22 protein-coding genes are annotated in these 25,659 nt (G+C 40.9%); 5 read left to right on the top strand and 17 right to left on the bottom strand.

Going from position 1 to position 25,659, the window contains the following annotated elements; translation table 11 throughout:
- Positions 1–81: 81 nt before the first annotated feature.
- The 3 genes from HG267_RS06185 to HG267_RS06175 all read right to left on the bottom strand — a co-directional run bounded on the left by HG267_RS06185 (position 82) and on the right by HG267_RS06175 (position 2,693).
- On the bottom strand, positions 82–672 hold the full coding sequence (locus HG267_RS06185; protein WP_045871629.1) for a CAP domain-containing protein: 591 nt from the start codon (positions 670–672) through the stop codon (positions 82–84).
- Between the two features lie 65 nt (positions 673–737).
- Complete coding sequence (locus HG267_RS06180) at positions 738–1,445, bottom strand: CAP domain-containing protein (protein WP_045871628.1); 708 nt, start codon at positions 1,443–1,445, stop codon at positions 738–740.
- A 468-nt stretch (positions 1,446–1,913) separates the two neighbouring features.
- Complete coding sequence (locus HG267_RS06175) at positions 1,914–2,693, bottom strand: DsbA family protein (RefSeq protein ID WP_045871627.1); 780 nt, start codon at positions 2,691–2,693, stop codon at positions 1,914–1,916.
- Positions 2,694–3,462: 769 nt separating this feature from the next.
- Here HG267_RS06175 and HG267_RS06170 point away from each other — a divergent pair.
- Both HG267_RS06170 and HG267_RS06165 read left to right on the top strand, forming a co-directional pair.
- On the top strand, positions 3,463–8,106 hold the full coding sequence (locus tag HG267_RS06170) for a PAS domain S-box protein (protein WP_052335264.1): 4,644 nt from the start codon (positions 3,463–3,465) through the stop codon (positions 8,104–8,106).
- A 786-nt stretch (positions 8,107–8,892) separates the two neighbouring features.
- Positions 8,893–9,744, top strand: a complete 852-nt coding sequence (locus tag HG267_RS06165) for a universal stress protein (RefSeq protein ID WP_045871626.1) — start codon at positions 8,893–8,895, stop codon at positions 9,742–9,744.
- 80 nt (positions 9,745–9,824) lie between these two features.
- Here HG267_RS06165 and psbM read toward each other — a convergent pair whose 3' ends face one another.
- The 3 genes from psbM to HG267_RS06150 all read right to left on the bottom strand — a co-directional run bounded on the left by psbM (position 9,825) and on the right by HG267_RS06150 (position 10,680).
- Entirely contained in the window at positions 9,825–9,941 is a 117-nt protein-coding gene (gene psbM / locus HG267_RS06160; protein WP_015113622.1) for a photosystem II reaction center protein PsbM, read from the bottom strand.
- A gap of 120 nt (positions 9,942–10,061) precedes the next feature.
- Positions 10,062–10,358: a 2Fe-2S iron-sulfur cluster-binding protein gene (locus HG267_RS06155; RefSeq protein WP_045871625.1), complete on the bottom strand. Its 297-nt coding sequence runs from the start codon at positions 10,356–10,358 to the stop codon at positions 10,062–10,064.
- 184 nt (positions 10,359–10,542) lie between these two features.
- A complete protein-coding gene (locus HG267_RS06150; RefSeq protein ID WP_006195022.1) occupies positions 10,543–10,680 on the bottom strand; it encodes a photosystem II reaction center protein K in 138 nt (45 codons plus the stop codon).
- A gap of 56 nt (positions 10,681–10,736) precedes the next feature.
- On the opposite strand from HG267_RS06150, the gene HG267_RS06145 reads away from it, so the two are divergent.
- On the top strand, positions 10,737–10,976 hold the full coding sequence (locus HG267_RS06145; RefSeq protein ID WP_155539380.1) for a hypothetical protein: 240 nt from the start codon (positions 10,737–10,739) through the stop codon (positions 10,974–10,976).
- Here HG267_RS06145 and tgt read toward each other — a convergent pair.
- Together tgt and HG267_RS06135 are read right to left on the bottom strand one after the other, a co-directional pair.
- Entirely contained in the window at positions 10,932–12,035 is a 1,104-nt protein-coding gene (gene tgt / locus HG267_RS06140; RefSeq protein WP_045871624.1) for a tRNA guanosine(34) transglycosylase Tgt, read from the bottom strand. The two genes, HG267_RS06145 and tgt, sit on opposite strands and share 45 nt — an antisense overlap.
- 621 nt (positions 12,036–12,656) lie before the next feature.
- Positions 12,657–13,109: a hypothetical protein gene (locus tag HG267_RS06135; protein ID WP_045871623.1), complete on the bottom strand. Its 453-nt coding sequence runs from the start codon at positions 13,107–13,109 to the stop codon at positions 12,657–12,659.
- Positions 13,110–13,480: 371 nt separating this feature from the next.
- Between HG267_RS06135 and cobS the strand changes: the two genes are divergently transcribed.
- A complete protein-coding gene (gene cobS, locus HG267_RS06130) occupies positions 13,481–14,254 on the top strand; it encodes an adenosylcobinamide-GDP ribazoletransferase (RefSeq protein WP_045871622.1) in 774 nt (257 codons plus the stop codon).
- 157 nt (positions 14,255–14,411) lie between these two features.
- On the opposite strand, the gene HG267_RS06125 is transcribed toward cobS, so the two are convergent.
- Both HG267_RS06125 and HG267_RS06120 read right to left on the bottom strand, forming a co-directional pair.
- Positions 14,412–14,873, bottom strand: a complete 462-nt coding sequence (locus HG267_RS06125; protein ID WP_045871621.1) for a PPC domain-containing protein — start codon at positions 14,871–14,873, stop codon at positions 14,412–14,414.
- 80 nt (positions 14,874–14,953) lie between these two features.
- Positions 14,954–15,631 (bottom strand): ComF family protein, encoded by a 678-nt coding sequence (locus HG267_RS06120; RefSeq protein WP_045871620.1) that lies wholly within the window; start codon positions 15,629–15,631, stop codon positions 14,954–14,956.
- A 162-nt stretch (positions 15,632–15,793) separates the two neighbouring features.
- Between HG267_RS06120 and HG267_RS06115 the strand changes: the two genes are divergently transcribed.
- Positions 15,794–16,375 (top strand): Uma2 family endonuclease, encoded by a 582-nt coding sequence (locus HG267_RS06115; protein ID WP_045871619.1) that lies wholly within the window; start codon positions 15,794–15,796, stop codon positions 16,373–16,375.
- Between the two features lie 18 nt (positions 16,376–16,393).
- Here the strand turns inward: HG267_RS06115 and HG267_RS06110 are convergent, their stop codons facing one another.
- The 7 genes from HG267_RS06110 to HG267_RS06080 all read right to left on the bottom strand — a co-directional run bounded on the left by HG267_RS06110 (position 16,394) and on the right by HG267_RS06080 (position 25,624).
- Entirely contained in the window at positions 16,394–16,912 is a 519-nt protein-coding gene (locus HG267_RS06110) for a GNAT family N-acetyltransferase (protein ID WP_045871618.1), read from the bottom strand.
- A 227-nt stretch (positions 16,913–17,139) separates the two neighbouring features.
- Complete coding sequence (locus HG267_RS06105; protein ID WP_255325248.1) at positions 17,140–17,265, bottom strand: hypothetical protein; 126 nt, start codon at positions 17,263–17,265, stop codon at positions 17,140–17,142.
- 415 nt (positions 17,266–17,680) lie between these two features.
- On the bottom strand, positions 17,681–18,085 hold the full coding sequence (locus HG267_RS06100) for a VOC family protein (RefSeq protein WP_045871617.1): 405 nt from the start codon (positions 18,083–18,085) through the stop codon (positions 17,681–17,683).
- Positions 18,086–18,105: 20 nt separating this feature from the next.
- Complete coding sequence (locus HG267_RS06095; protein ID WP_045871781.1) at positions 18,106–18,702, bottom strand: tRNA-(ms[2]io[6]A)-hydroxylase; 597 nt, start codon at positions 18,700–18,702, stop codon at positions 18,106–18,108.
- A 136-nt stretch (positions 18,703–18,838) separates the two neighbouring features.
- Positions 18,839–19,561, bottom strand: a complete 723-nt coding sequence (locus HG267_RS06090) for an SDR family oxidoreductase (protein WP_045871616.1) — start codon at positions 19,559–19,561, stop codon at positions 18,839–18,841.
- An 18-nt stretch (positions 19,562–19,579) separates the two neighbouring features.
- On the bottom strand, positions 19,580–23,344 hold the full coding sequence (locus HG267_RS06085) for a PAS domain S-box protein (protein WP_155539378.1): 3,765 nt from the start codon (positions 23,342–23,344) through the stop codon (positions 19,580–19,582).
- 864 nt (positions 23,345–24,208) lie between these two features.
- Positions 24,209–25,624, bottom strand: coding sequence for a cytochrome P450 (locus HG267_RS06080; protein ID WP_045871615.1), 1,416 nt, complete (start codon positions 25,622–25,624; stop codon positions 24,209–24,211).
- Positions 25,625–25,659 lie beyond the last annotated feature (35 nt).

Below are 25,659 nucleotides of genomic sequence, written 5' to 3'. Positions count from 1 at the left end.
CCTGACTACGCAAAAAAATACCTTGCTTCTAATTCTGACATACCCATAGCAGCAAGGATTTTAGGGAGATTTTGTGTGACATCAAAGTGATTTTTCTTGATAACCGCCAGCGTAGGTAATCACGCACATTTGTCTATATAAAGAGTGAATCCCAAACGCTACCCCTGTGACGTTAAAAGCCGAGTTAAACATATTTCGACGATGACCGCGATCGCGTACCCCATCGTCAATAATTAACTGCATGATGATGTCTTGTGGTACATAAGAACCATAACTAATATTTTCCGCTGCGGTGATTTGCCAATTCCCATAGCGACTCATGCGAGTAAAGGGATCGCTACCATCACTACCATAGTGACCTGTTATACCCTTTACACCTTGGTCTTGCACGTGATCTCTCGCAGCCAAAGACATTCCCTCAGATATACTCAAGGCTCCCACAGGACGAACTGATTTGAGAAATGCGATCGCCTCATCAACAGCTTTGACTCCTTCTTGAGTCTGCAAATAAACCCGTTCTGATATGAGGACTTGCTTCCCATCAAAACGCCGTCGCCAATTCTCTAAAACTGGAAGATATGCAGTGGGATTTGTCCGCACCTTGTTCATTTCTGCTATGACTTCTTGTTCTAAAAGTGATAGAGAAATACTATTGGAAATGTTAGATTTCATGAGTTAATAGTCAAGAGTTGGAGAGACACGATTAATCGCGTCTTTCCAAGAGTACATTAGCTATTTCATCCTTTTTCTATATAGCCCCCTGCGTAATTAATTACGCAGATTGTTCTATATTTTTTGTGAGAACCATAAGCCACACCAGCAACCTTGAAGCTACCGTTAAATATGTTTGTGCGATGACCGCGATCGCTCACTCCATCATCAATAATTAACTGCATGACAATATCTTGGGCAGTATTGGGGCCATAGCTAATATTTTCGCCTGCAGTAGATTGCCATTTACCATAACGATTAATACGAGTCACAGGGTTGCTACCATCACTTCCATTGTGCCCTGTGATTCCTTTGGGGCCTTGGTCTTTGACATGATCCTTCGCACCTAAAGACATACCCTTAGATGGACTTAATGTTCCCACAGGACGAGCTGACTTGAGATATGCGATCGCCTCATCGACAGCTTTTACCCCTTCTTGTGTGATCAAATAGGTATTATTAGAGATTTTGACTTTGTTTCCTTGGAAGCGCTTTCTATAGTTTTGTAATATGGGAAGATAAGATTTAGGATTTGTTCGCACCTTGTTAGTTTCATCAATTACCTGTCTTTCCAAAGGTGAAAGATAAGTTGCTTTCGCTAACAAAGTTGAATTAGCTGGTTGAACTACAGCCTGAGGAGATTTAGCCACAGACTGGTTAGTGGGTAGCAGTTGTTGATAACAGCTAGCTATCAAAGTCAGGGGCAAAAATAGCCAAAATCCTGGGCGACCCATGAATTGCCTCTCTAAAATAATTTTTTTTAAGGGTTTCTATACTTGTATTTAGATACACTACAAGTCAATAAAGTTTCCTAAATTTCAACTAAGTTATTTATCGAGAAAATTTTTCACAAATGACACTATAAAACTTACAATGGTAATAAATACGCGTAAAGAAAAGCGCAGAGTTACGCACAAATAATACAGACAACTCTCTTATACTTGGCGTAAACCTCTGCGTTGTACAATTCTCACTCAACAGTATGTTGTAACCTTTATAACAATAAACGTAAAGGGTAAGTACACTATCTGCTAGGGCAAAACAAAGTTTTGCCCTTATCTAGCAAGTTTGATGTCAAGACAACACACCGTAAAGCTACGGCATGGATTGAGATTGATATAGCACCAACAGCTTCTAGCCCCTCAGGAAGGTTTTCAAACCTTCTGTCCCATAAATGTTGGGTAAGCGTAGCTTAACCCAAGCTACTTCTGCCCTATTCCTTCTGACTGAGCATTAGCCAACAAGCTTTCGATTTTGGATAACTGCACCACACCCGAGAAGTTGTTACTATTCATGATAAAAAAGGGTGTGCCACCAAGCCCTAATTTTTCCGCTAGTTGAATATCTTTTCTAATGGCTTGTTCAGCAATAGGGTTAGCACCAAAGGCATCTGTTTTAAATTTTTCTACATCTAAATTCAAAGATTTGGCTGTAGAAAGATATAATTCCTCACTCAGTTGCTGTTGATGAGTAAATAGAGCATCATGATATTCCCAAAATTTACCTTGTTGATATGCTGCCCAAGCTGCTTTAGCAGCTGGTAGCGCTTGATCGTGAATTGGAATCAGGGGAAAATGTTTGTAAACCAATGTAAATTTGTTTGGATACTTGGTTAGCAACTGCTTGAGGGTTTTGTGTGCCTCAGCACAGTAAGGACATTGAAAATCAGAAAATTCTACCAACACTATTGTGGATTGTGGCGAGCCGATGGTAGGTGAATCGCCTATTACCAATTGGGTATTGGTTTTTAAATCTTGTAAAAACACTTGTCGTGTTTGTTGTAATTTCTGTTGCTGTTGCTGCTCGAATTTTTGGACAGATTCGATAATTACTTCTGGATGTTCGCGGAGTATTTGTAATACTTGCTGTTCTAGTTTGGGATTGGCAGAACTAACGGCTATTGCAGGAAATGACCAGCCTAAAACCAAACATGATAGGCAGATTAATAACCATGTACGCATATACTGAAATAATGGGTGCATTTTACCACGCTGGAATCAATTCATGAGATTTGGGAAGTCTTATTATCGTAATTTGTAATTCATAATACCTGCTGCAGGCAAGCAACAAGATACTGAATTCTCAATTAAGAAATAACTATTTATGTTACGAAAGTTTCAGGACTTACGCGACTGGTACACCTATCTTCTTTTGTCATAATCAAGAGTCAAGTGTCAAAAATTCAGGTTTTTTGGACTTTTGAACGCCAGTTGCTACAAATCTCTTAACCCACCCATCGCACTAGCTCCTCTTGACCCTTGAAAGCCTCAAGGAAAAAAATGTGACATTTGTCTAAGCCCTAAGTTTTTGAAATTTAACTATTATTCAGCAATTTTGTGAAAAAGCCTGCAGAAATTAAATTATTTAATTTTCAGAGGAACACAACTACCGTAGTCTTGCATTTTTTAAGATAAGTGATCGCATATTTTTGATTGGCAATTCCCTCATATTAGAGTTCTTTGTCCAGATTAGCTAAAAATCTTTGCTCAGGAATTTTTAACTACGCAAATATAATACAATTTAAATTCTCTAAGACAAATGATTCAATGATTCTCTGTATAAACTGGTTGTTTTGTATATTAACAAGCATATTTCTTCCGTTGTAACGAAATGTTCATTTAGATAAATAGCGTAGATACTTTTGTGGAGCATTCTCTAAAAAGTATCGAACAATCAATCTCAACAAGCTAAAATCGATACCTTACATTCACGATATCCGATCAATATGCCAGCCTATATAAGAATTTATCTATGGTTGCTGAATTTGATTACAAAATTTTGATTGTGGACGATGTTCAAGATGATCGGGTAATTTATCATCGCTATTTAAATAGAGAAACTCGCTACAATTATCAGGTCATAGAAGCAGAATCAGTTAGTGAAGCACTGGAATTGTACGATCGCAACTTACCCGATCTCGTAGTGCTAGATTATCAGCTACCCGATGATGACGGCATGGTATTTCTGCGGGAATGGCAACAGCGCTATAACGATACCTTGGTACCAGTGGTGATGTTGACAGGAAACGAGAATGCCACAGCCGCAGTGGAAGCAATGAAATTGGGTGTCCAAGACTATTGGATCAAAAGCCATTTAACGGCCGATTTATTTTGCCAGGGAGTCCGCACAGCCTTAGAACAGATACAGTTAAAACGGCAACTCTTTTTTCAACAAGAACAACAACGCTTAGTTAATAGTATTGCGCTTCGCATTCGTCAATCTCTGCAGCTTCAGGATGTCTTGCAAACTACAGTTGAGGAAGTGCGTCAACTGCTCCAGGTAGATCGTACTTTGATCTACAAGTTTGGCCCTGGTATGACGGGTATAGTCACAAATGAATCAGTTCTGCCTCAGTGGACAGCCTGCTTAAATGCCGAGATTGAAGAGACTTATTTTCAACAAAGTAGTGCCAACAAATACGATCAAGGTTGGTTGTGGGCTGTCTCCGATATTACTCAAGCTGGCTTAACACAATGTCATCAGCAACTGTTAGAAAATTTTCAAATAAAAGCAAACCTGGTGGTACCCATTTTGTTAGCAGTAGGAAATGGGCAGAGCAATCATACAGACAAAGAATCCACAAGCCAACACAAACTATGGGGATTGCTGATAGCTCATCAATGCGATCGCCCGCGTTATTGGCAAAATGCCGAAATCGCTTTATTGAGTCAGTTGAGCATACAACTAGCGATCGCGATCCAGCAATCGGAAATGTATGAACGGGTGCAAGCTCAATTGTACGCACAAGTACAAGCTGAATTAGAGCAACGGCAACGGGTTGCTGCAGAATTTCGCGCCTTGGTAGAGTCTGCTTCCGATATCATTTTTCGCATCGATCGCGATTTGCGCTATCTCTATATCAACCCCGCTATTGAGCAGATGGTTCCCCAAGCTAGCAGTAATTGGCTGGGCAAAACTTTAGAAGATTTGGCAATTGATTGTGAGACAATTGCCCTATGGCGTGAACTTCTCAATCGCATTATTGTTACACGCACAGAAGCTATTATCGAACATCCCTTTCCGATATCACACTCAGAAACTTGGTGCCAAACTCGCATTGTTCCGGAACTGAATCCAGCAGGAAAAGTGCAATCGTTTTTATGTATTGCCCGCGATATTAGCGATCGCAAACGTAGCGAAGCCACATTAAAGTTGCAAGCGCAAATCCTCGATCAAATACATGACGCGGTGATTAGCACAGATATAAACTGCATTATTCAAAGCTGGAATAACGGTGCAGAAAAATACTTTGGCTATAAAGCTCATGAAGTACTTGGGCAACATCTCGGCATCATCTACCCAGATCTTAGAGAACTGCAAACTAAGGTACTAGAACCATTGTTGGTCAAAGATTATCATGAAGTGGAAGTGCAGTGTTGCTCAAAATCTGGAATTTTACTATATCTGAGTTTGCGTCTTTCAGTGGTTCGGAATCAGCAGGGTGAAATTATTCGCCTCATTGGTTGCTCCAACGACATTAGCGATCGCAAAAATATGGAGCAAGAATTGCAGTTGTTGAACCAAGAGTTAGAATCCAGAGTCCGAAAACGCACAGCACAGTTACAAGAGAGTCAGCAGTTCATTCAAAGCATCACCGACAATATTCCCAATGTACTTTACATCTACGACCTTGAACAAAGACGTAGTATTTACTCCAATCGAGAAGTCGTCAAAACTCTAGGCTACTCTTCCGAAGAGATATCCACAATGGGATCATCCTTCCTAACTCAGCTCATGCACCCTGACGATTTGGCAAATGCGGCTGCTTATTTTCAAAGCTTACGCAGTGCTGGCGATGGCGAACGACGAGTGTTCGAGTATCGTCTGCGAGATATTTATGGCAGATGGCGCTGGTTTCTTAGCCATGACACACCTTTTCAGCGTGGAGAAGATGGGCAAGTAAAACAAATTATTGGTATTGCCCAAGACATGACTGATCGCAAGCAGATAGAGGAGCAATTGCGGTACAGCGAAACCCAACTGAGAATGGTTCAGCGCATAGCAAGACTAGGTAGTTGGGAATTTGACCTCCAAACTAGAGAAATTACTTGGTCAGAAGAAGTTTTTCGGAATTTTGCACGTAATCCTGATGATGGCGCTCCCACTTACGCAGAATTGCAGCAGCTTATACATCCAGATGATCGCGATCGCCATAATTTGCTAGTGCAAAGGGCAATTGAGCAGGCACAACCCTATAGTATTGAGTTTTGCCTTTACTGTCCTAATGGTAGCCTGCGTTACTTACAAGCACGTGGAGAAGCCGTCTGCAATGAAAGCGGTGAGGTAGTGAAGCTAATAGGCACTTCGCTAGATATTACTGAGCGCAAACAAGCCGAAGAACAACTGCGAAATCTGTCTGAGCGGCTGACTATGGCCATACAATCAGGAGGTTTTGGCATCTGGGAATATAATCTTCCCGAGGATAAATTAATTTGGGATGACCGGATGTTTGAAATTTACGGTGTCAACCCTAGCAATTTTTCCGGTAATTTCAATGCTTGGGTCAGCTGTCTGCATCCAGATGATCGGGTACAAAAGCTGAGATTAATTAAGCAATTTTTAGAAAATGGTTATGAATATAACACTGAGTTCCGCATCGTGCAGCCAGGGGGGAAAATTAGGTTCATCAAAGCTTATGGAATGATCCAAGTCAATCAGCAACAGGAAATAGTCAGAGTTATTGGTATTAACGATGACATTACCGACCTGAAGCAGGCAGAAATAGCCTTAAAAGACAGCGAACGTCGTTATTCCACCCTAACCGCCGCCGTCCCCGTCGCAATTTTGCGGTTCGATGTGGCTGGTAATTGTTTTTATGTTAACGATCGCTGGAGCGATCTCACAGGTAGGCCTAGGGAAGCAGCCTTAGGGATGGAATGGACGAAAATCTTGTACCAGCAACACAGCGACCTCCTACTAACTGAATGGTCGCAATGGGCTGTTACTGCAGAAGGACTCTACCATAATGAAGGTAAAATGGTACGGCCAGATGGTAGCGAGGTCTGGTTTTATGTTCAAGCAGTAGCCGAAACTAATTCCGATGGTGCTGTAATTGGCTATATTGGCACATTAACCGATATCACAGCGCACAAACAAGCCGAAGAAAAATTGCAACAGGTAAACGAGCGCTTAACACTAACTAATGCTGAACTTTATCGGGCTACTCGACTCAAAGATGAGTTTCTCGCAAACATGAGTCATGAATTGCGAACGCCTTTGAATGCGATTTTAGGGATGTCCCAAGGGTTACAAGATGAAATTATGGGTGCCCTCAACGATAGCCAAAAAGCCGCGATTGATAGTATTGAACGTAGCGGTCAACATTTATTAGCACTGATTAACGACATTCTCGATTTAGCAAAAGTCGAATCTGGCAAATTAGAATTGCAACTCGCTCCAGTAGCGATCGCCTATATTTGTAAATCTAGTTTGTCTTTTGTCCAACAACAAGCGATATCTAAAAATATTCAACTCTCAATTGAAGCACCCTCGGATTTGGCGGACATTGTGGTTGATGAATTACGAATTCGCCAAGTTTTGATTAATTTACTCAGCAATGCTGTCAAATTCACTCCCAATGGTGGCAGTGTAAAGCTGACTGTGAGACAGGAACAGTCAGACAACAAAATTTTACTTTGCTTTTCGGTGATTGATACCGGGATTGGCATTGCTCAAGAAAATATCTCCAAACTCTTCCAACCCTTCACCCAAATTGATAGTCGATTAAATCGCCTGCACCCTGGTACAGGCTTAGGTTTATCCCTGGTGCGTCGTTTAGTGCAATTGCATCAAGGTTCCATCGCTGTCACCAGTGAATTAGGAGTAGGAAGCTGTTTTACTGTTTATTTACCCTACCGCGTAATTGAGCCGTCAGCGATCGCTCAATCATTACTTGAATCTGAATCTACAGCTAACCCATCACTACAAGCGACTCTGAATCAAAAACATTCTCCAGCCGCAACCCCAAGCTTGAACCAATTGACTATTCCCCTAGCATCCCCAGATAAACCAACCTCAAAGGCTTTAATTTTGCTGGTAGAGGATCAAGAAGTCAATGCCCTCAGCATTTCTAGCTATTTAGAAGGTCGGGGCTATCATTGGTTGTGGGCTGTTAATGGCCAAGAAGCAATTACTATGGCCAGCACTCAGCATCCAGATGTGATCTTGATGGATATCCAGATGCCAGAAATGGATGGATTAGAAGCGATATCACGCATTCGCTCCGATCTGCAATTAGCTCAGATCCCAATTATCGCCATTACCGCCTTAGCCATGCCTGGCGATGAAGAAAGATGTTTGCAGGCTGGAGCCGATTTATACATTACTAAACCAATTAAACTCAAGCAACTGATTGCTGTTATTCAAAAATTATTAAGCGATCGGGGGATTGGGTAATGGGTAAAATACCCTATTGGAAAATTTTGGCTAATTGCCATAGCAATTTCTGAATAAAGCAAGTACAAATAATTTATAAAAATATAACTTTATCTAATTGTGATTTAAGCATTTAAATCTTGATAAATTCGACGATTCTCGTAAAATCAGGTTATAGTGCTACTCTATAAAGCTTTATGAGACAACTAAAGCAGCTTAATTATTCTTAAATTTTATTGAAAAATAGTGAATATATAATAAATTCAATGTAATATACTTGTCTTTTATTTAATTTGTTTACATTATTTAAATTGCTTTTAATGAACAAAGATGAACATAGGTTAAAAATAATAAATACCATCATATTTTATTAAGTTTGACAGGCTAAATTGAGAGTATGCTTAATCATTAGAGACTATTTAAGAACTTAAGTAACGGAGCGCAAATAAATATCTCAATCTTTAGTAATCCAGTCCATAAGTCTAAATACCGCAAAAATGACGGTGTAGATTATTGACAGTGCTTGACTTTGAGTAGTGCTGATTACGAGTTCTTAGTTTCTCATTCCTATAGCTAAATTTACGGGGTTAAGCAAAGAAAAAAGCTGTTTTTTCTGCTTATCTACAACTAGTGAATTCAAGCTTCTAAAAGCTTGTTTAAAAGCTGAACTTGTCCTTGAATGAGAATTCATTTTAGTGATTTGATGAGAGCAGAAAATTGACTAGATTTTCAAGGCTGTGATGAAAATCTAGCTAATCCAAATTACTACGAGCAGAAACCTAAGCAACCTTAACAACAAGACGTAAGATGATAGAAAAAATTTTGCTGGCTGTATCTGGATTGGGGCACGCAGAAGAGATGCTCAAGGCTTTGAAAGAAGTGCCATCAATTCAAAGTGCAAAAGTTACAGTTTTGCACGTAGTTAATGCTAAATCCGCCGCTTCTGAAATGACAGAGAAGTGGGAAGAAGGTGGCAAGATTCTAGCTAATGCTATTCAGTCTTTGAACTTAGATCCGAGTCAGGTTTCTTCCATCTTGCGCCAAGGCGATCCCAAAGATGTAGTTTGCAAGGTGGCTGATGAAATAGACGCTGACTTAATTATCATGGGTTCACGGGGACTCAAGCGGTTGCAATCGATTTTATCTAACTCCGTGAGCCAGTATGTATTTCAACTGTCGTCTCGCCCCATGCTGCTGGTAAAAGATGACATTTATGTCAAGAGAATTAACCGCGTCATGGTGGCTATAGATAACTCTGAGTCTGCAAAACATTGTTTAAGTTTGGCTTTGTTCCTGCTGCGAGATATCCCCGGAGGTCAGTTATTTTTAGCTAATGTTAATACAGATTTACGTGGTAAATCATCTGAAGCAAGCGAAATTACTCCAGAGAAAAATTCAGTTTTGGGTGCAGCAGTTGCAGAGGCTGAAAAATATGGAATTAAAGCTCGTAGTTTCATTAGTAATGGTAAACCAGGTGAAGAAATTTGCAGCTTGGCAGACAAGTTGAACATAGATTTATTATTACTTGGATCTCCAGATCGCCGTCCATCGGTAGCTAAGAGTTTTGTCGATATAGATAGACTCATCGGCTCATCTTTGTCTGACTATGTTCGCGTTAACGCTACTTGTCCTGTGTTGTTGGCACGAACCACTAGTTAAGGTCACAATAGATTTAGCGGTTGATAAACAAAAACCCCTACACCATAGGTGCAGGGGTTCTTTATTTTATAAAAAACGTATTAACTATCTTTTTTACCTTCGCGGCTAGCTGTTTGGATGTACAGAATCAGCAAAAATACAGAGGGAACTAGTACGAACAGAATGCTCGCTACGAACCCCAGGTCATTCACTTGCATGGCAAGAAAGCCTCTCTTAGATTTCCAGTCAACAACATTAGAATAGCATCATCAATGACAGAGTTTATGGAAATTTTCTGCTTTTGCAACCCTGAAACCAACCAGAAATAGCCTACAAAACTAAGGCTTTGTAACTACACTTACAGGCCCATTTACTAAAGTTTGGCAAGCCAGGCGGTAATTTGCGGGCTTTTTCTTCAATTTGCGGTTTTCTACATCTGTGCGCGGAGAAAGGTTGTCTATTCCTTCAGTAATCTCGACTATGCAAGTACCACATTGACCATAGCCGCCGCAATTAGTCATTTTTCCAAACAATGTATAGATATCTATACCATTTTGCATTGCTTTTAGCCGAAGATTAGCACCATCCGCAGCCACTACTTCCTTATCTTCTTTAACGAATTTTATATTACCCATAACTGATACCTTACTAACTTTCAGCGTGGCTTTTGCCCGTTTGTTGACTAGGATTGATATACTAATTTAAGTGTATATTAATTTATTACAAAATATTAAGAAATATCAATTTGAGTAAACAATCTGATACCAAAAAATAGGACAGGTTTTTTGTACCTGTCCCAGCAATTTTAAATTAATTAACTTACCTAAATCCGACTGCTGCTTGCCAGACGAAAGCAAGTAACAAGAAGAAAACGGGAATGACTGGGAGAACATCCACCAAAGGATCAAAAATTTGGTAAGCTTCTGGTAATTTTGCTAACAACAGTGCTGCTTCCATATTTGTTTATATCCACCTATCCAACACAGCATTTCATAATTGATAGGTATCTTAACATGGTTTGGTCATTAGTCATTTGGGGTTTGTCATTTGTCATTTGTCATTTGTCATTTGTCATTTGTCGTTGGTCATTAGGCTTTTACCCCATTACCCATTACCCATTACCCATTACCCATTACCCATTCCCCATTCCCCATTCCCCATTCCCCATTACCCATTACCCATTACCCATTACCCATTACCCATTCCCCTCACTCCAGCCAGTGTCCAAACTCACTCTCAAAGCGATCGCTTAATATGGCTTCGCGGATGCGTTGGGTAAAGCGAATCAGCTCTGTGATGTTGTGAATACTTAGCAAGGTGTAGGCTAAGATTTCTTGCGATCGCACTAGATGGGAGATGTAGGCACGGCTAAAATTTTGGCAAGCGTAGCAAGGACAAGTTTCGTCTAATGGGGTAAAATCTTCGCGGAATTTAGCGTTTTTCAAATTCCAGCGTTCGCCTTGGACGATGGCTGTACCATGTCTAGCCCAACGGGTAGGAATGACGCAGTCAAATAAATCTACACCAGAAGCGATCGCGATCGCCATTTCTTTATAAGTCCCTACACCCATCAAGTAACGTGGCTTTTCGGGTGGTAACAATGGTGCAGTTGTTTGTACAATCTGTGCCATCAGTTCTGGAGGTTCTCCTACACTCACGCCCCCAATTGCATATCCTGGTAAATTCAACTTTGCTAAAGCGACAGCAGCTTGCGATCGCAAATCTAAATATACACCCCCCTGCACAATCCCAAATAGCGCCTGATCGCTACGTTTATGAGCCACTATGCAGCGTTCCAACCAGCGATAAGTACGCTCAGTTGCAGCTTCTACTTCCTGGCGAGTTGCTGGGTAGGGGGGACATTCATCAAACGCCATAATTACATCCGCCCCTAGAGTATTTTGAATCTCTATCGAGCGTTCTGGTGTTAATTTAATAATCTGCCCATCATGGGGAGAACGAAAAGTTACGCCTTCTTCCGTAATTTTTCGCATCTCACTCAAACTAAAGACCTGAAACCCACCAGAATCAGTGAGCATCGGCCCATTCCAACCCATAAATTTATGCAGTCCACCACCACCTGCCACAATTGCTTCACCTGGTTGGAGGTGCAGATGATAAGTATTAGACAAAACCATTTGCGCGCCAGTATCCCTGAGTTGGGCTGGCGTGACAGTTTTGACATTAGCTAGCGTCCCCACAGGCATAAATCTTGGGGTTTCTACAGGGCCATGAGGAGTGAAAAAGACTCCCGCCCTAGCTTTTGTCTGGCTACAGCAAGCAAGACATTGAAAAGAAAAATTGGCACTCAAGGTAAAAGTAACTTTATTTCGCTAAATATTTTGGCAAACATAAAAATACTAATACCAAATCAAATAATGTTTGCAACACCTCAATATATTCTAGAGGGCAAGGCAGTGACGTGTTCCTACAACCTGTTGCATTATTTTTTCAAAATGGTATAACTTTATAGCGAACTCAGGAATAAAAGAATATTAATTTTTATCGCCTGTTCATGGGCGCAATTCCTGATCGACGACTGACTTAAAAATATGGTGATGGCTAAATACTGAGTCAGCAATCATCTGTTTCTCAAATGAATTGAGTACACAACGGAGGCACAACAATTGTTATGCTCCAAAAATCATTTGTACCAAGAGTTGGCGTAGCCTCTGGGAGAAAATTTTTAATCGGCTGTATTAGCTAATCGCGCTTAGTACAGTGTGGTGGAAATCAAGCTAGCATTTCCAACAGGCACAAGCCTTGATGATATATAAATCTTTCTACTTTCCTGCAGTATTAGCCCCTTTTTCTTGGGTGCTAGATATGCAATTTTATGAGCAATAGCGAGAAAAATTGCTGAATCCTGAGTGCTGAATCAAAAATACTAGTATCTAGTCCTAGCTTAAGTACCCTTTCTCATTTAGGGCTAATTAAAACGAATCAGAAGTATCGTCATCAATTTCTGCATCCCATCTGGCTGAGAGTACTTGATCCATCATGGCTTCGATGGCGCTGACATTCAAGCTTCTCTCTCTACGCTCTTGTAGAGGTGTAGAAAGGGGAATTAACCGCAAACACATACCTTCTTGGATTAAATCAAAGTAGGTTTCTTGTTGCGGGGATTGTTTTAGTTCTAAATAATCAAAACTATAAACATTCAAATAAAGCGCTTGGTTTGCGACTAAAGTAGACCTTTGAGGATTGGCAAATACTTCCATTACATCGCCATCACCCTCGCTCTGTAATTGACCTTCGTGGGTGTAGATGTAGTGGACTCGACCTAAATCAGCCAACAATCGCTTGATGTCGAGCTTATTTACAATAATTCCCGTGTTAATAATGCACGGAGCTGGTATTCTTGTGTCGGGTAGATGATGACTCATAAAAAAATAGGGAATGAGCGAAGGTGAGGTGCAACAGAAGCACAATAGTTTAAGTTAATAAGCTCCCTGTATACCCCTACATTTAAAAAAATATCAACTTTCTTCGGCAATCGTCTAATAACCTTGATGAAGTTATTAGTTCAAGGATACAAGACAAAAGTGTGTCTGAGGAAATATTGCCTAATAATTTTATTTTCAGTATATAAAACTACTAATAATTAGTGGTTGTTACTGAAACTAGCATAACAAAATTTTGTGGATGAATCGCTAGATCAAAGAAAACTTATAGAAAGCTTTAATCTGTTTTTCTACAGGCTGTGCAGTAATAGAAAGCGGTATTCCACAAATAGCTTTTCAAGAAAGTAAATTATATGACAAATCAGCCTCCGTGGTGGAAAAAGCTGTTGCTAAATCTACTATCTAGCGTGATATTTTATACTACTATTCCATTACCATATGTGAATGGATTGGAATTCGATAAAGTAGCACGTTTTGCTTTGCTAGTAGGGGTGTTGATTGGGGGAATTTTAGGGTTATGTGATACAGGAATGAGTTATCTGGGTATACCAATATTAACTCGTAGTGCTTTAGTAATTAGCTTAGGGATTGGCATTACTGGAGGATTGCATTTAGATGGGGCAATGGATACTGCTGACGGATTGGCGGTAGGCGACCCAAAAAGACGACTAGAAGTGATGGCAGATAGCGCTACAGGTGCATTTGGAGCAATGGCAGCGATCGCCATATTACTGCTAAAAACAACAGCGTTAACAGAGGTAGAAACCCATCGTTGGCTGATATTGATGGCAACTTGTGGTTGGGGACGCTGGGGACAACAGCTAGCGATCGCTTGTTATCCTTACCTCAAACCTACTGGTAAAGGCGCAATTCACAAACAAGCCATTCAATCTTATCAAGACGTATTACCAGGGCTTTTGTTACTGATGGCTTTAAGTGGTTTACTTTTTTTAATAGATAGCCAGCAGAAAATTTTAGCAATAGCAATGGTAATCGCCGGGGGTGCGATCGCCACTATAACCGGTGCTTGGTTTAACCACAAATTAGGCGGACACACAGGCGATACCTACGGCGCAGTCGTGGAATGGACTGAAGCCCTGTTTCTCTGTGCGCTGACGGTTTTTTAATGAGGGACTGGGGACTGGGGATTGGGGATTGGGGAGGGGCCCCCTCTGGGGATAAGGGGTAATGGGGATTGGGGACGAGGGGGATGAGGTAGACAATACCAATTACCCATTACCCATTATCAATGCCAATGCCCAATGCCCCATGCCCCATGCCCATTTATTTAATTGGCTGCAACTTCGTCACCTTGAGTTTAAAGTTACCAACACCAGTTTCCCCGAAAGAGCGAACGCGAATTATATAATTTCCTGTCTCTGCAATACGAGTAAATAATAGGGAATTACTGGTGCCATCAGGGCCATCATCATTTTCTGCTAGGGTAGTACCATTAGGTGAAAGCAGGGTAATAATGCTGTCAAAGTTATCGGATGATAGATCAACGGCTAAATTATCACCTTTAGTTAACTTCACAGAGTAATCACGAGCGTATCCGCCCTGACCTGTGGGAATATCTTTATCTGAAAGTGTATCGGAAAATTCAGAACTAGTTGTAGTTAAAGGAATTGGACTATATAACTTATTTTGAGCAAAAGCGGCAGTTGTACAGATGCTCATTGCCAATAAGGTGGCAGGAAAGATAATTAATCGTGGCAAACTTACTGCAAAGCCTTGACTTTTCATTGAAAGCAAAATTCCCAAACAATAGGGTGATTTGGTCAAATATAGAGTTTAGTTGAATTACTTTTCCATGAGTTGTTAAGTTATGGATTTTTTATAGCAGTAGCAAGTGCTACTAACCCTGAAACCGTGATTCCACACTGGCTAAGTGTTTGTACCGCTGCAGCGGCGGTAGCACCTGTAGTGTAGATATCGTCTACTAACAACACTGGGAAAGTTGGAGGACTGCGGCGAAGTTCCTTACCAACAGCAAAAGCTGCTGCTAAGTTTTGTTCTCGCTCAGATACCGATAAACCAAATTGTGCTTTAGTTTCTCTAACTCTTTCTAGACCATTTAGTTTGAATTTTAACCCAGTTGTTTGGCAAAAGCTTTGTGCTATGAGTGCTGCTTGGTTATAGCCTCGCTTTTTTTGTTTGCTGGGGTGGAGTGGGATGGGAACAACAGTCAGCTTTTGATGACGTATTGGTGAATTTAATAACCATGTCTCACCTAGCCATTGACCCAACGGCTGAGAAATTTGTGGTTGATTTTCATATTTCATCACAGCGATCGCTCTTTTGAGTGAACCACCATAAATTCCCCAGCTAAATACGGGTATAGGTTGTTGCCAGAACTTATTAGGGTCTTCTAGGCGACATTGCTGCAATTGTCTTTCACAGTATTCACACACTTGACGAGATGTACTGCGTTGACACAATGGGCAATGGGATTGGAGAAAAAGGCTGAGTAAGCCTTTCAATGCGCTTCTAGCATAAATCACAGCTAGCTTGTCCTTTCAATATCAGAATTTAACTGACATTAATCTGGCACAAATTAACTTTGGTGTTGGGGGTTTGTCCCCAATTACCCATTACCCATTACCATTTCCTTTTTCAAGTTACGATACTAAAATCTCCCAATTCTCAAATTTGCTCAACAAACTATGCAAAACACAGAAACGACGTTACCGCTTCGCCTGTGGACAGTTGAGGAATACCACCGGATGGCTGAGGCTGGGATTTTTGGTGTAGATGAACGTGTGGAACTCCTAGAAGGAAAGATTATCTGGATGAGTGCCAAAGGAACAGCCCATCGTTCGGCTGTGGGGAGAACAGATTATTTGCTGAAAAATTGGTTAGGAAATCGGGCTTGGGTAGCTATTCAAGACCCAGTAAAGTTAAATGAAAAGTCTGAGCCTGAACCAGATATTGCGGTCGTCAAAATAGATCCATTGGACTATGCAGATCATCATCCTACTCCATCTGAGATTTACTTAATTATTGAAGTGGCAGATAGCAGCCTGAAACTAGACTGTGAAATTAAAGGTAAATCCTATTCAAAAGCGGGAATTCGTGATTATTGGGTGTTAGATGTGGTTAATCGCCAATTACACATTTTTCGGGAACCAACAGACGATGGCTACCAAAGCGAACAGATTTTGTCAGAAGATGAGACTATTTCGCCCTTAGAGTTTCCTGATTTGAGAATTACAGTTTTACAGATGTTACCGCTAGTAAATAAATAGCTAGCCTCCCTCATCCCGTCACTTAATCCCCAGTTCCCAGTCCCCTAGTAATGGCTGATTGAGATATTTCACATAAACGCGATCGCACCTTGGGGTTTCTACTCCGGTTGCGGGTTGATAGCCGTTGCTTTCATAGAGTTTGACGGCTTCTACTAAAACACTGGCGGTTTCAATCCAAATTTCCTGAAAACCACGGGCGGAGATCGCAGCTTCTAGTTGTTGTAATAAATATTTCCCTAGCCCTATACCTCTAATACTGGGTAAAAGATACATTTTCCTGATTTCTACGGCTTTTTCACCCCGATTTACGGGGTAATATGCCCCTGTTCCTACGAGGTGACCTTGGTGTTCAATTACCCAAAACTCACCGCCTGCGGCTAAGTAGCATTCTTCGACTTTTACCACATCTCGGTCAGCACCGTTTGGTTCCCAGCCCAAACCGTATTCTGATAATACATAACTGATGACTGCGGCAGTGCTTGTGCGATCGCTCTGCTCCCAGTTACGAATCAAAAAGTCTCGGTAATAATCTCTCATCGTAAAATTTTCAATAATTATAATTTTGAACGGGAGCAAAAAGAGAGTCAAGTTTGCACAGAAAATTTTTCTGGATCTATATCCCAATTTACCCAACCTATAGCTACTCTGGCAGAGTTGATCTCAGGCGGTACTCTTAATGTATAAATTTTGCTAGTGCTAGGGCAAGTCATTTTTAATCAATGCATCGGTTCGACATCAACATCAGCATCAATGCGAAGTCAGGTTTATTCCTGCCAAGAATTTAGTGCTTGCGCCTGTAATTGCTCACATATACGATCGTAGCCTATAGCTTGAATTAAAACGCGTCTAAGTTCGGCATTGTCTATCTTAAAAGCCACTGCGTTTGCCATGCGTGAGGGTGTAGCTTGCCGTATTTCTTTGGTAATTTCACTCTATGATCATAGACTCTATAAAAGCTTTCTCATAGAGAAATATCTAACTATAGCAATCCTAAATGATTTGTGAAATCTGATCTGCAGGGTTGTTAACTGTTGACTGTTGACTGCTGACTGTCAACAGTCAACAGCCAAAACCGATATTTTTCACAACTGAAATAGGAGCGCTATATAGTTTTCAAATAGTTGATGTAGTCATGAAAATGTCTGTATCAAATTCCTCCAAAATTAGTAAAGTGTTTCAGATTTAAAAGCATGAAAATCTGAAAAACTAATAATCAATTTCTTAGCTATAAATTGATGATATGCAGATAATCTGAGTCGGGTTTTGCTGTGGTTCAGACACTGGTTAGTAGCTGGCGGGAAATTTTTAAATGACAATACCCAGGTTGGTGTAAATTTCAATTAAATTACCATCAGGATCGCGAAAATGAGCTGTGCGGATTCCCCATTCTGGACGGTCTGTAGGTGGAGCCATTAAGATGCCATTATGCTCTTTGAGTTTTTGATACACTTCATCGACGTTATCAACCGCAAAAATTAAGGATGTTTTATCCTGGCTAGCAAAGGATGAAGGCTGATCCATACTAGGGATGACTTGAGCCATTAACTCTTTTTTAAATATAGCTAGTTGAATAGATCCGGTACTAAATTCAGCATATCCGCTTTCTTCATCACCCCAATCCAAATTCAAACCCAATAAATCCCGGTAAAACAAAAAAGTGTCTTTGTAATTGGAAACGAGCAGTCTGAGATGTGTTAACTGAAGTTTCATAATTGATGCACGTCAATGGATTAACTATGAATTCTAGGTTCTGGGTGTAAATTTGCTAGCAATTCACTTTCAACAAATGCTAGTTCATCGAGCCGTTGCCTGACAATTGCTCGCTCAAAATAAGTATCTGCTAAAACCCAGTAAGTACCGAAGTGACGGGCTTCTGATGCCATCAAACCACGGTAAAATTTTGCTAACTCTGGCTCAGGACAGTGGGTAGCTAATAATCCTAAACGTTCGTGACTGCGTGCTTCAATTAATCCGGTGACGAGTAGAGAATCTAAAAATCTATCGGGTTCTTGGGGACGAACTTGCGCTTTTAAACCTGCGCCGTAGGGAGGTGGGGGTAAGGGTGCAAGGGGAATATTGCGGCGTTCTAGCCACTGGTTGACAAGTTCAAAGTGTTCTAGTTCTTCACGAGCGATCGCAGTTAATTCTCTGACCATTTTCGCATTGGAAGGGTAGCGAAACATAAAATTTAACGCCACTCCCGCAGCTTTGCGTTCGCAGTGGGAATGGTCGAGCAAGATAATATCTAAGTTAGCGATCGCTTGTTCTACCCAAGCTGAACTAGTAGGTTGTTTGAGAGCGTTGATCGTTGGTAATTCGGTAAGCACAGGATAAAAAACTCCAGATATCTCAATATAGCTGAGATAGCCCAGCACATTGATTTTAATCTTTTCACAGATGACTGTTGACTGTTGAGCGTCAACAGCCTATGAAATGATTATGGCAATGGAGATGGGTTTTAGCTTACCAGTCTATTGGTTGGCGATCGCGGAAGAATCCACCTGTAGGGCTATGATCAGGAAGCGTGGCTAGCCAGACAATTGTATCTGCGCCTTGCTCTAGGGTTCTGGGTGCATTCACACCACCCATATCAGTTTTCACCCAACCTGGACAGACTGAATTTACTAAAATATTTGTTCCTTGTAATTCGCTAGCAAAAATTCGCGTAACGGCATTCAATGCGGTTTTAGAAATACGGTATGCTGGAGAGCCTCCCCCCATGCTACTGAGTTGTCCCATTCCGGAAGAAACATTGACAATTCTGCCGTAATTCTGGTTCTTCATTAACGGAAGTAAAGCTTGGGTAACTCGGATCGCACCGTAAATATTTGTGTCGATTGTTTGTTGTATTGTGTCAATTTTGGTGTGAAAAATACTCAAATTATTGCCACTAGCTTCGGAATCAATATAGATGCCGGCATTATTTACCAAGGCATCAACTTTTCCAAATTCTTTATTTATAAATTCCCCTAATTGATGGGCGCTTTCATTGCTAGTAATATCTAGCGGATGATAAATTACATCTAATCCCTCATTTGTTAATTTTGTAGCTGCAGTATTACCTTTTTCTTGATTGCGGCTAGTGAGAATTACTTGATATCCTTGTTTAGCTAATTCGCGGGAGACTTCCAATCCTAAACCGCGATTTCCACCTGTGATGACGGCAATTTTTTGATTAGTACTCATGGTTTCCTCTCGATAATTTTAATCAATATTTATTAGCTGAGATAAAGTAGTTAATAAATCTGCGGCGGTGTAGGGTTTGGCTAAAAACTCTCGCGCACCAGCTGCTAAGGCTTTCCGACTGTGAGTAGGTAACCCACTAGTAACGATGATTTTGAGTTGAGGATTTAATTGCTTGAGGGTATGGATAGCTGTCAATCCATCTAAACTCGGCATCATGATATCGATCAACACTACATTAATTTCCTGCTGATGCTGGGCGTAAATCGCGATCGCCTCAATACCATCGTTAGCAATCAAGGTTCTATAATTAGCTTGTTCTAGAGATGTTTTGGTGGCTAATTGTACCATGACCTCATCATCGACAATCATCACTAGTTCTTGGTTTCCTGTTGGTATTGTCGCCGCTGATACTTGCTCATCTCTCGTTTCTTCTATAGCTGGTAAGTAAACTTTAAATTTTGTACCTTTACTTTCCTGGCTGAATACTTGTACAAAACCACCACTATTTTTGACAATACTCATGACGGTAGAAAGCCCTAATCCTGTGCCTTTACCAGGTTCTTTGGTGGTAAAAAAAGGGTCAAAAATCCGATCCATTAATTCTGGGGGAATGCCTGTACCTGTATCTGAAATGGTAATCACGACATAATTTCCCACCTGAGCATTCAGATCCATTCGGGTATAAATTTCATCAATAAACTGATTTTCAGCAGATAGATCAAGAGTTCCACCATCGGGCATAGCATCACGTGCATTGACACAGAGATTCATCAAAATCTGATGTATTTGGGTGGGATAGCCTTTCACCATCCATAGGGTTATCACAGGGATGTTGGTGGTAATTTCAATAGATTTAGGAAATGTCTGTGTAATAACTTTTGCTACTTCAAAAAGCAAATGTCCAATTTGTAAACAGATGGGTTTGCCTTCTGTTTCTCTGGAAAACATGAGTATTTGTTTAACTAAGTCGCTGCCACGTTTAGCACTTTTGGTCAATACTTCCACTAATTCTTGGGTTTTGCTATCAACTACTTGGATTCTTAATGGTAAAAGTTGAGAAATTGCCAAAATAGGTGTAAAGATATTGTTGAGATCATGGGCAATACCGCTAGCTAAAGTTCCCAAGCTTTCCAAACGTTGGGCGCGTAAAAATTGCTTTTCTAAACTCTTCTTTTCTGTAATATCAGTGTTGACAATCAGGATTGATTTTGGCTGTCCTGATTCTTCCTGCACCAGAGTCCAACGACTCTCAACGATAATTTTTGTACCTGCTTTGGTAAGTTGCTCCAATTCTCCCCGCCAGCAGCCTTTCTCTAAAGTAGTGTTCATTGCAGTTGCGAGTTGAGATGCATCATCGTTAAATAACTTTTGGGCTGTCTTCTCTATAGCTTCGGCGGTAGTAAAGCCATATAAGCGCTCAGATCCTAAGCTCCAAAATAAGATTTTGTTGTGCAGATTGGTGACAAAAATCGCATCTGTAGCAATATCAATTAAAGCTGCTTGTTCGCGCATTTTCTCTTCTGCTTGTTTGCGCTCTGTAATATCGGTAATCATGCCTAAACCACCGATATATTCACCATTTTCATCAAAGATGGGAGTTCCTGAGACAATCGCCCAGACATTACAACCATTGCGATCGCAAAATTTAAAGTCGTGCCGTTCTCTAATGCCTGGTTGCCGACGTTGCCAATATTGTAAGGCGATCGCTTGTCCTTGCTCGTCCATAAATTCAAATAGCGACTTTCCCTGCATTTCCTCGATGGTATAGCCCAACATCGAGGCCATTTGTTGATTAACTAAAGTTGTTTTCCCCTCAGCATCTACAGCCCATACACCTTCTATGGCAGTTTCCACGATGCAGCGATATTTGGCTTCACTTTGGCGCAAGGCAAGTTCTGCTTGCTTATACTTGGTAATATTGCGCGTGATTGTGAGTACTGATGCAACAGTGCCATTTTGGTCAAATTCTGGGACACAGCGGCTTTGGTAATATTTCACACCATTGTGACTGGGAAATTCAAATTCTATTTCTGCTGGCTGACCTGTGGTAAATACTTGTGTGAGAGTTGCGTTCCATACAATTAATTGATCTGCTGGCATTCCTAACTCTTCGTTGGTTTTACCGATAAACTCATGAGCAGGTAAGCCTGTTTCAGCTTCAATGGCTCGATTGACGTAAATATGGCGGAAATGAGAATCAAATCTGACAATAATATCGGGTGCATTGTCTGCTAGCGCTCGAAATGCTTGTTTTTCCTGATTTAGTTCAGCAGTTCGCTGTGCTACACGGACTTCTAATTCCTCACGGGCTTGACGGAGGGCTGATTCTGCTAATTTACGCTCGGTGATGTCATCTACTACCCCTACCAGGCGTATCGCTTGCCCATGCTGATTGTAATAAAAACTCCCACGAGCATTCACCCAGCGAATCTGATTATCCGGGAGAATTATCCGATATTCACATATATAACTTTGTCGATTGGCGATCGCTTTTTGCATACAAGCCTGAACTTGTAGCAAATCTTCAGGGTGAACTCGATTCGCCCAATCTTGGTAACTGCGTTTTGGGGTTCCTGGTTGATAGCCAAAGATAATCTCATGGTAAGGTGTCCAAATAGTCTCATTCTTCACCATATCCCAATCCCAAGAACCAGCTTGAGCCGCCTCTAACGCTAGTTTTAAACGCTCGTTACTCTGTTGCAGTTCTACTTCCAACTGCTGACGTTCTAGTATTTGCTGGTGCAATTGCTGATTGACATAGCCCAGTTCACTTCTTTTTTCGGCAATCTGCTGTTGTAATGTGACAATCACACTCGACACTTCTAAGGGATCGACTGCATTGAGAAAACTGCTTTGAGTGACAATTCCCAACAGTTCGCCGCGATCGCCAGTTACTACTAATCTGCGGATATAGCGCTGCTGCATCTGTTGATAAGCAGCCCACATTGAATCCTCTGGCTTGACAGTAAATAGAGGCGTACTCATGACTGTTAAAGCTTGGGTATGGGCTAAATCCAGATTTAATGCCCGAAATTGCACAATATCTCGCTCGCTCACGATGCCTTTGGGGTAAAGTAATTCCGAGTCGCCTGCTGCTTGAGGTTCGACAATGACGATACAGCTAACCCGATGCTGGCTCATCAATTGAGCTAAATCCAGTACAGAGGCGGTATGAGGCGCATGAATTACCTGAGTCAGCATTACTTCCTTGACTAGGCGCAATTTCAGCAAATTAGCAGGTTGGAGAGCTTGACGCAGGCTGTTGTGAGTCACAATCCCCATTAATTTTTCCTGCTCATCCACAATTGGAAGATGGCGAATTTGATGCTGACGCATCAGAGATAGGGGAATTGCCGCATTGTAAGCATCGCTGTATTGCAGGGTGATGGCTTGTTGTGTCATCACTTCGCCAACTTTAATGTTTGCTAAGTTTACCCCCATCGCAATGAGCCTAACTACGTCTCGCTCAGTAAATATACCTTTTATATTTGCTGCTTCTGTCACCAACACATAGCTATTGATTCCCGAACTGGAAGAACTCAGTGTAGATGTGGACTTTGCATCATCTAAACTACAACTCCTACCTCGCGCCTGACTCATAAAAGCGATCGCATCCATCACAGTAGTATCAGGTGTAACGGTTAAAGGATGGGGATCGATAACCTGTGCAAGAGCCGGTAATGCGAAGAGATGGTCATTTTGCATATTGTACTCAATAGTTTGATATCCGCGATCGCCAAAAGTCACCATGACAATGGGTAGAGAAAATTTGTGATTTGGCAATATTTTTCAGATGGAATTTTTAAGGGTTGATCTCGATTGAGTCTAGCTCTGACTTCTTGAATTTTTAGTTTATGTATTCACAAAAATATCCCTGATCGCCATGAAAACATAAATTTATCTGTCTATGAATACCTTTCTGATCAATAGATTACAAGCAGATGTAAAAAGCCCATATTAATTTTTTTTGTTACGAAAATCACAGACAAAATATTGAACCTGCAGGTTGCAACTACATGAGGTAAGTTAATGTGTGTTTAAATTGCGTAACTACTAAAAAGGGTTGTTAACTGTTGACAGCCTTCACGATTGATTGTGCAACTTAAAAGCAGAATAGCTTAGATAACTAGGGAATAAATATCAAAATTCTTCCTCATGGCTTGAAAATTGGGAAAAAGGCACAGGGGAAGAGATATTTTTATGTTTAGTTGTGGAATTTTTTCATTGCGACAACAATTCTCGTGTGTTATGGCTTGCAACTAACGCACGCTACACTGATATTTTTCACAAATTAAATCTAATTCCCATAGATTTGAGAATTGCTCTGAATTTTTACTAATGATATTTGTCAATTTTTACCTTGCATTTGAAAACGCTAAAAACCAGCGCTTTGAAGCTTTTAAGCTTCTATGTCACCATCTTAGCCTCAATCGATTTATTTTAATAGATTGCAAACTGGTAGATCATCCTTATGATAGATAATAAATACATTGTTATTTTTGCATCTATCATTAGATAGATTTCCAAAATTAATAACAATTGAAAAAATAACATGAGAAATACTCAAAAAATGATTATGAGTTATAACTATTGAGCATCAAAAAATCGCAGGTCAAAGACATCTGCGATTGAAAAATTCAAATGTACCTAATTTCGGTGAGAAATCTGGATTTGGTAATTATCTTTCAGTTTTTTCAGAGGAAACTCCACAAACTGAGCTTCGTCTGTGGATTCCCAGGTAAACATCCGTAGCACATGAGACACAAAAACTTTAGTAATTGCGATCGCCATTTGTGCGCCCAAGCAAGCATGAACGCCACCACCAAAGGGAATAAATTCATACATCTTGCCCTCGCCCCTTTCTGACAGAAAACGCTCTGGAGCAAATACATCAGGCTGATGAAAGTATTCTGGCATGATATGTGCAATCCGTGGTTCTGCCATAATCACGCAACCTTTATTATACAAAATTCCATCGATGACTACAGATTTGGTGAGTAGGCGGCTGGCAGTAGAACTGGGAGGTAGAGTCCGTAAGGATTCTTTAATTGTCGCTTCTAAAAATACCATCTGCTTTAAATGTTCAGAAGAGAACCTATTGATCTGTCTATTTCCACCCCCAAGACTAGCTTGCTCTTGTTGCAGCTTTGCAAGCACCTGCGGATGGCGAGCAATTTGGTACATCAGCGAAGATACCAAAGCAGAAATTTGGTACAACGAAGCCCATAGCTCTAATAGACATTGATTTTCAATTAACTCATCACTGAATACCCCATCAGGATTTTCTTGCTGACTGGCTAGCATCATCGCGAGGAAGTCAGTCGTGGGGTTCTTCACTTTTTCTTGATCTCGCCGTCGGCGCACCACAGCACGCATAAATTCTATGAGTTTGGTACGCGCTGCTAGTCCTCTACCGTATTTTGTGAAGGGAGACTTCCAGCGAGATAAACCATAGAAGCCATCAAAATAGGTTTTGTACAAAGCTCTTAACTCTGCTTTAGAGGTGATGGGTAATCCTTGGAATGTGCCAGGGTCGGAATCTTCTAAAGTGATTCCTAATAGTAGAGGTGTCAGGACATCAAAACAAATTTTCTCTACTGTGGGATAAATTGCGATTTGACCAGGCGCGACCCAATTCTGCAAACCACGCACAATTATTTCATTAATCTGGGGTGTGTAACCATCAAGTACACGACCAGTCAAACCGGGAGCTAGGGCATTTTTCCGCTGACGATGTAAATCTGGACGCTGAAACAGACTATACTCGCCAAACATATCCATTGTGGTAGCTGGCAAGGCAATTTCTGTATATTTTAAATCCCCATTAAATGCCATTTGAATAGCTGAGGATTTGCCCACCATGATAGTAGTGCGACCAAAAACACTGGTGGTAAATATGGGGCCGTACTCTGCTAAATTCTGACGACAGAAGCGATCAGGATTAGCAATGTATTTAAAAGTGTCATCCCACATAGGTTGGCGTGGTGGAGTACTTGTACCAGTGGGTGCGGCTTGTCCATCCTCTAGTACAAGTACTTCTTCAGTATTGGCAATGTTCTGCATAGCTTGACAAAGCTCAACTTTGTGCTGATGTCTTT

It is taken from the genome of Tolypothrix sp. PCC 7601 (genome assembly GCF_025677855.1).
Classification (GTDB): domain Bacteria; phylum Cyanobacteriota; class Cyanobacteriia; order Cyanobacteriales; family Nostocaceae; genus Aulosira; species Aulosira diplosiphon.
Note: the sequence above shows the minus strand (reverse complement) of the source record. Positions and strands in the feature narration are given on the sequence as shown.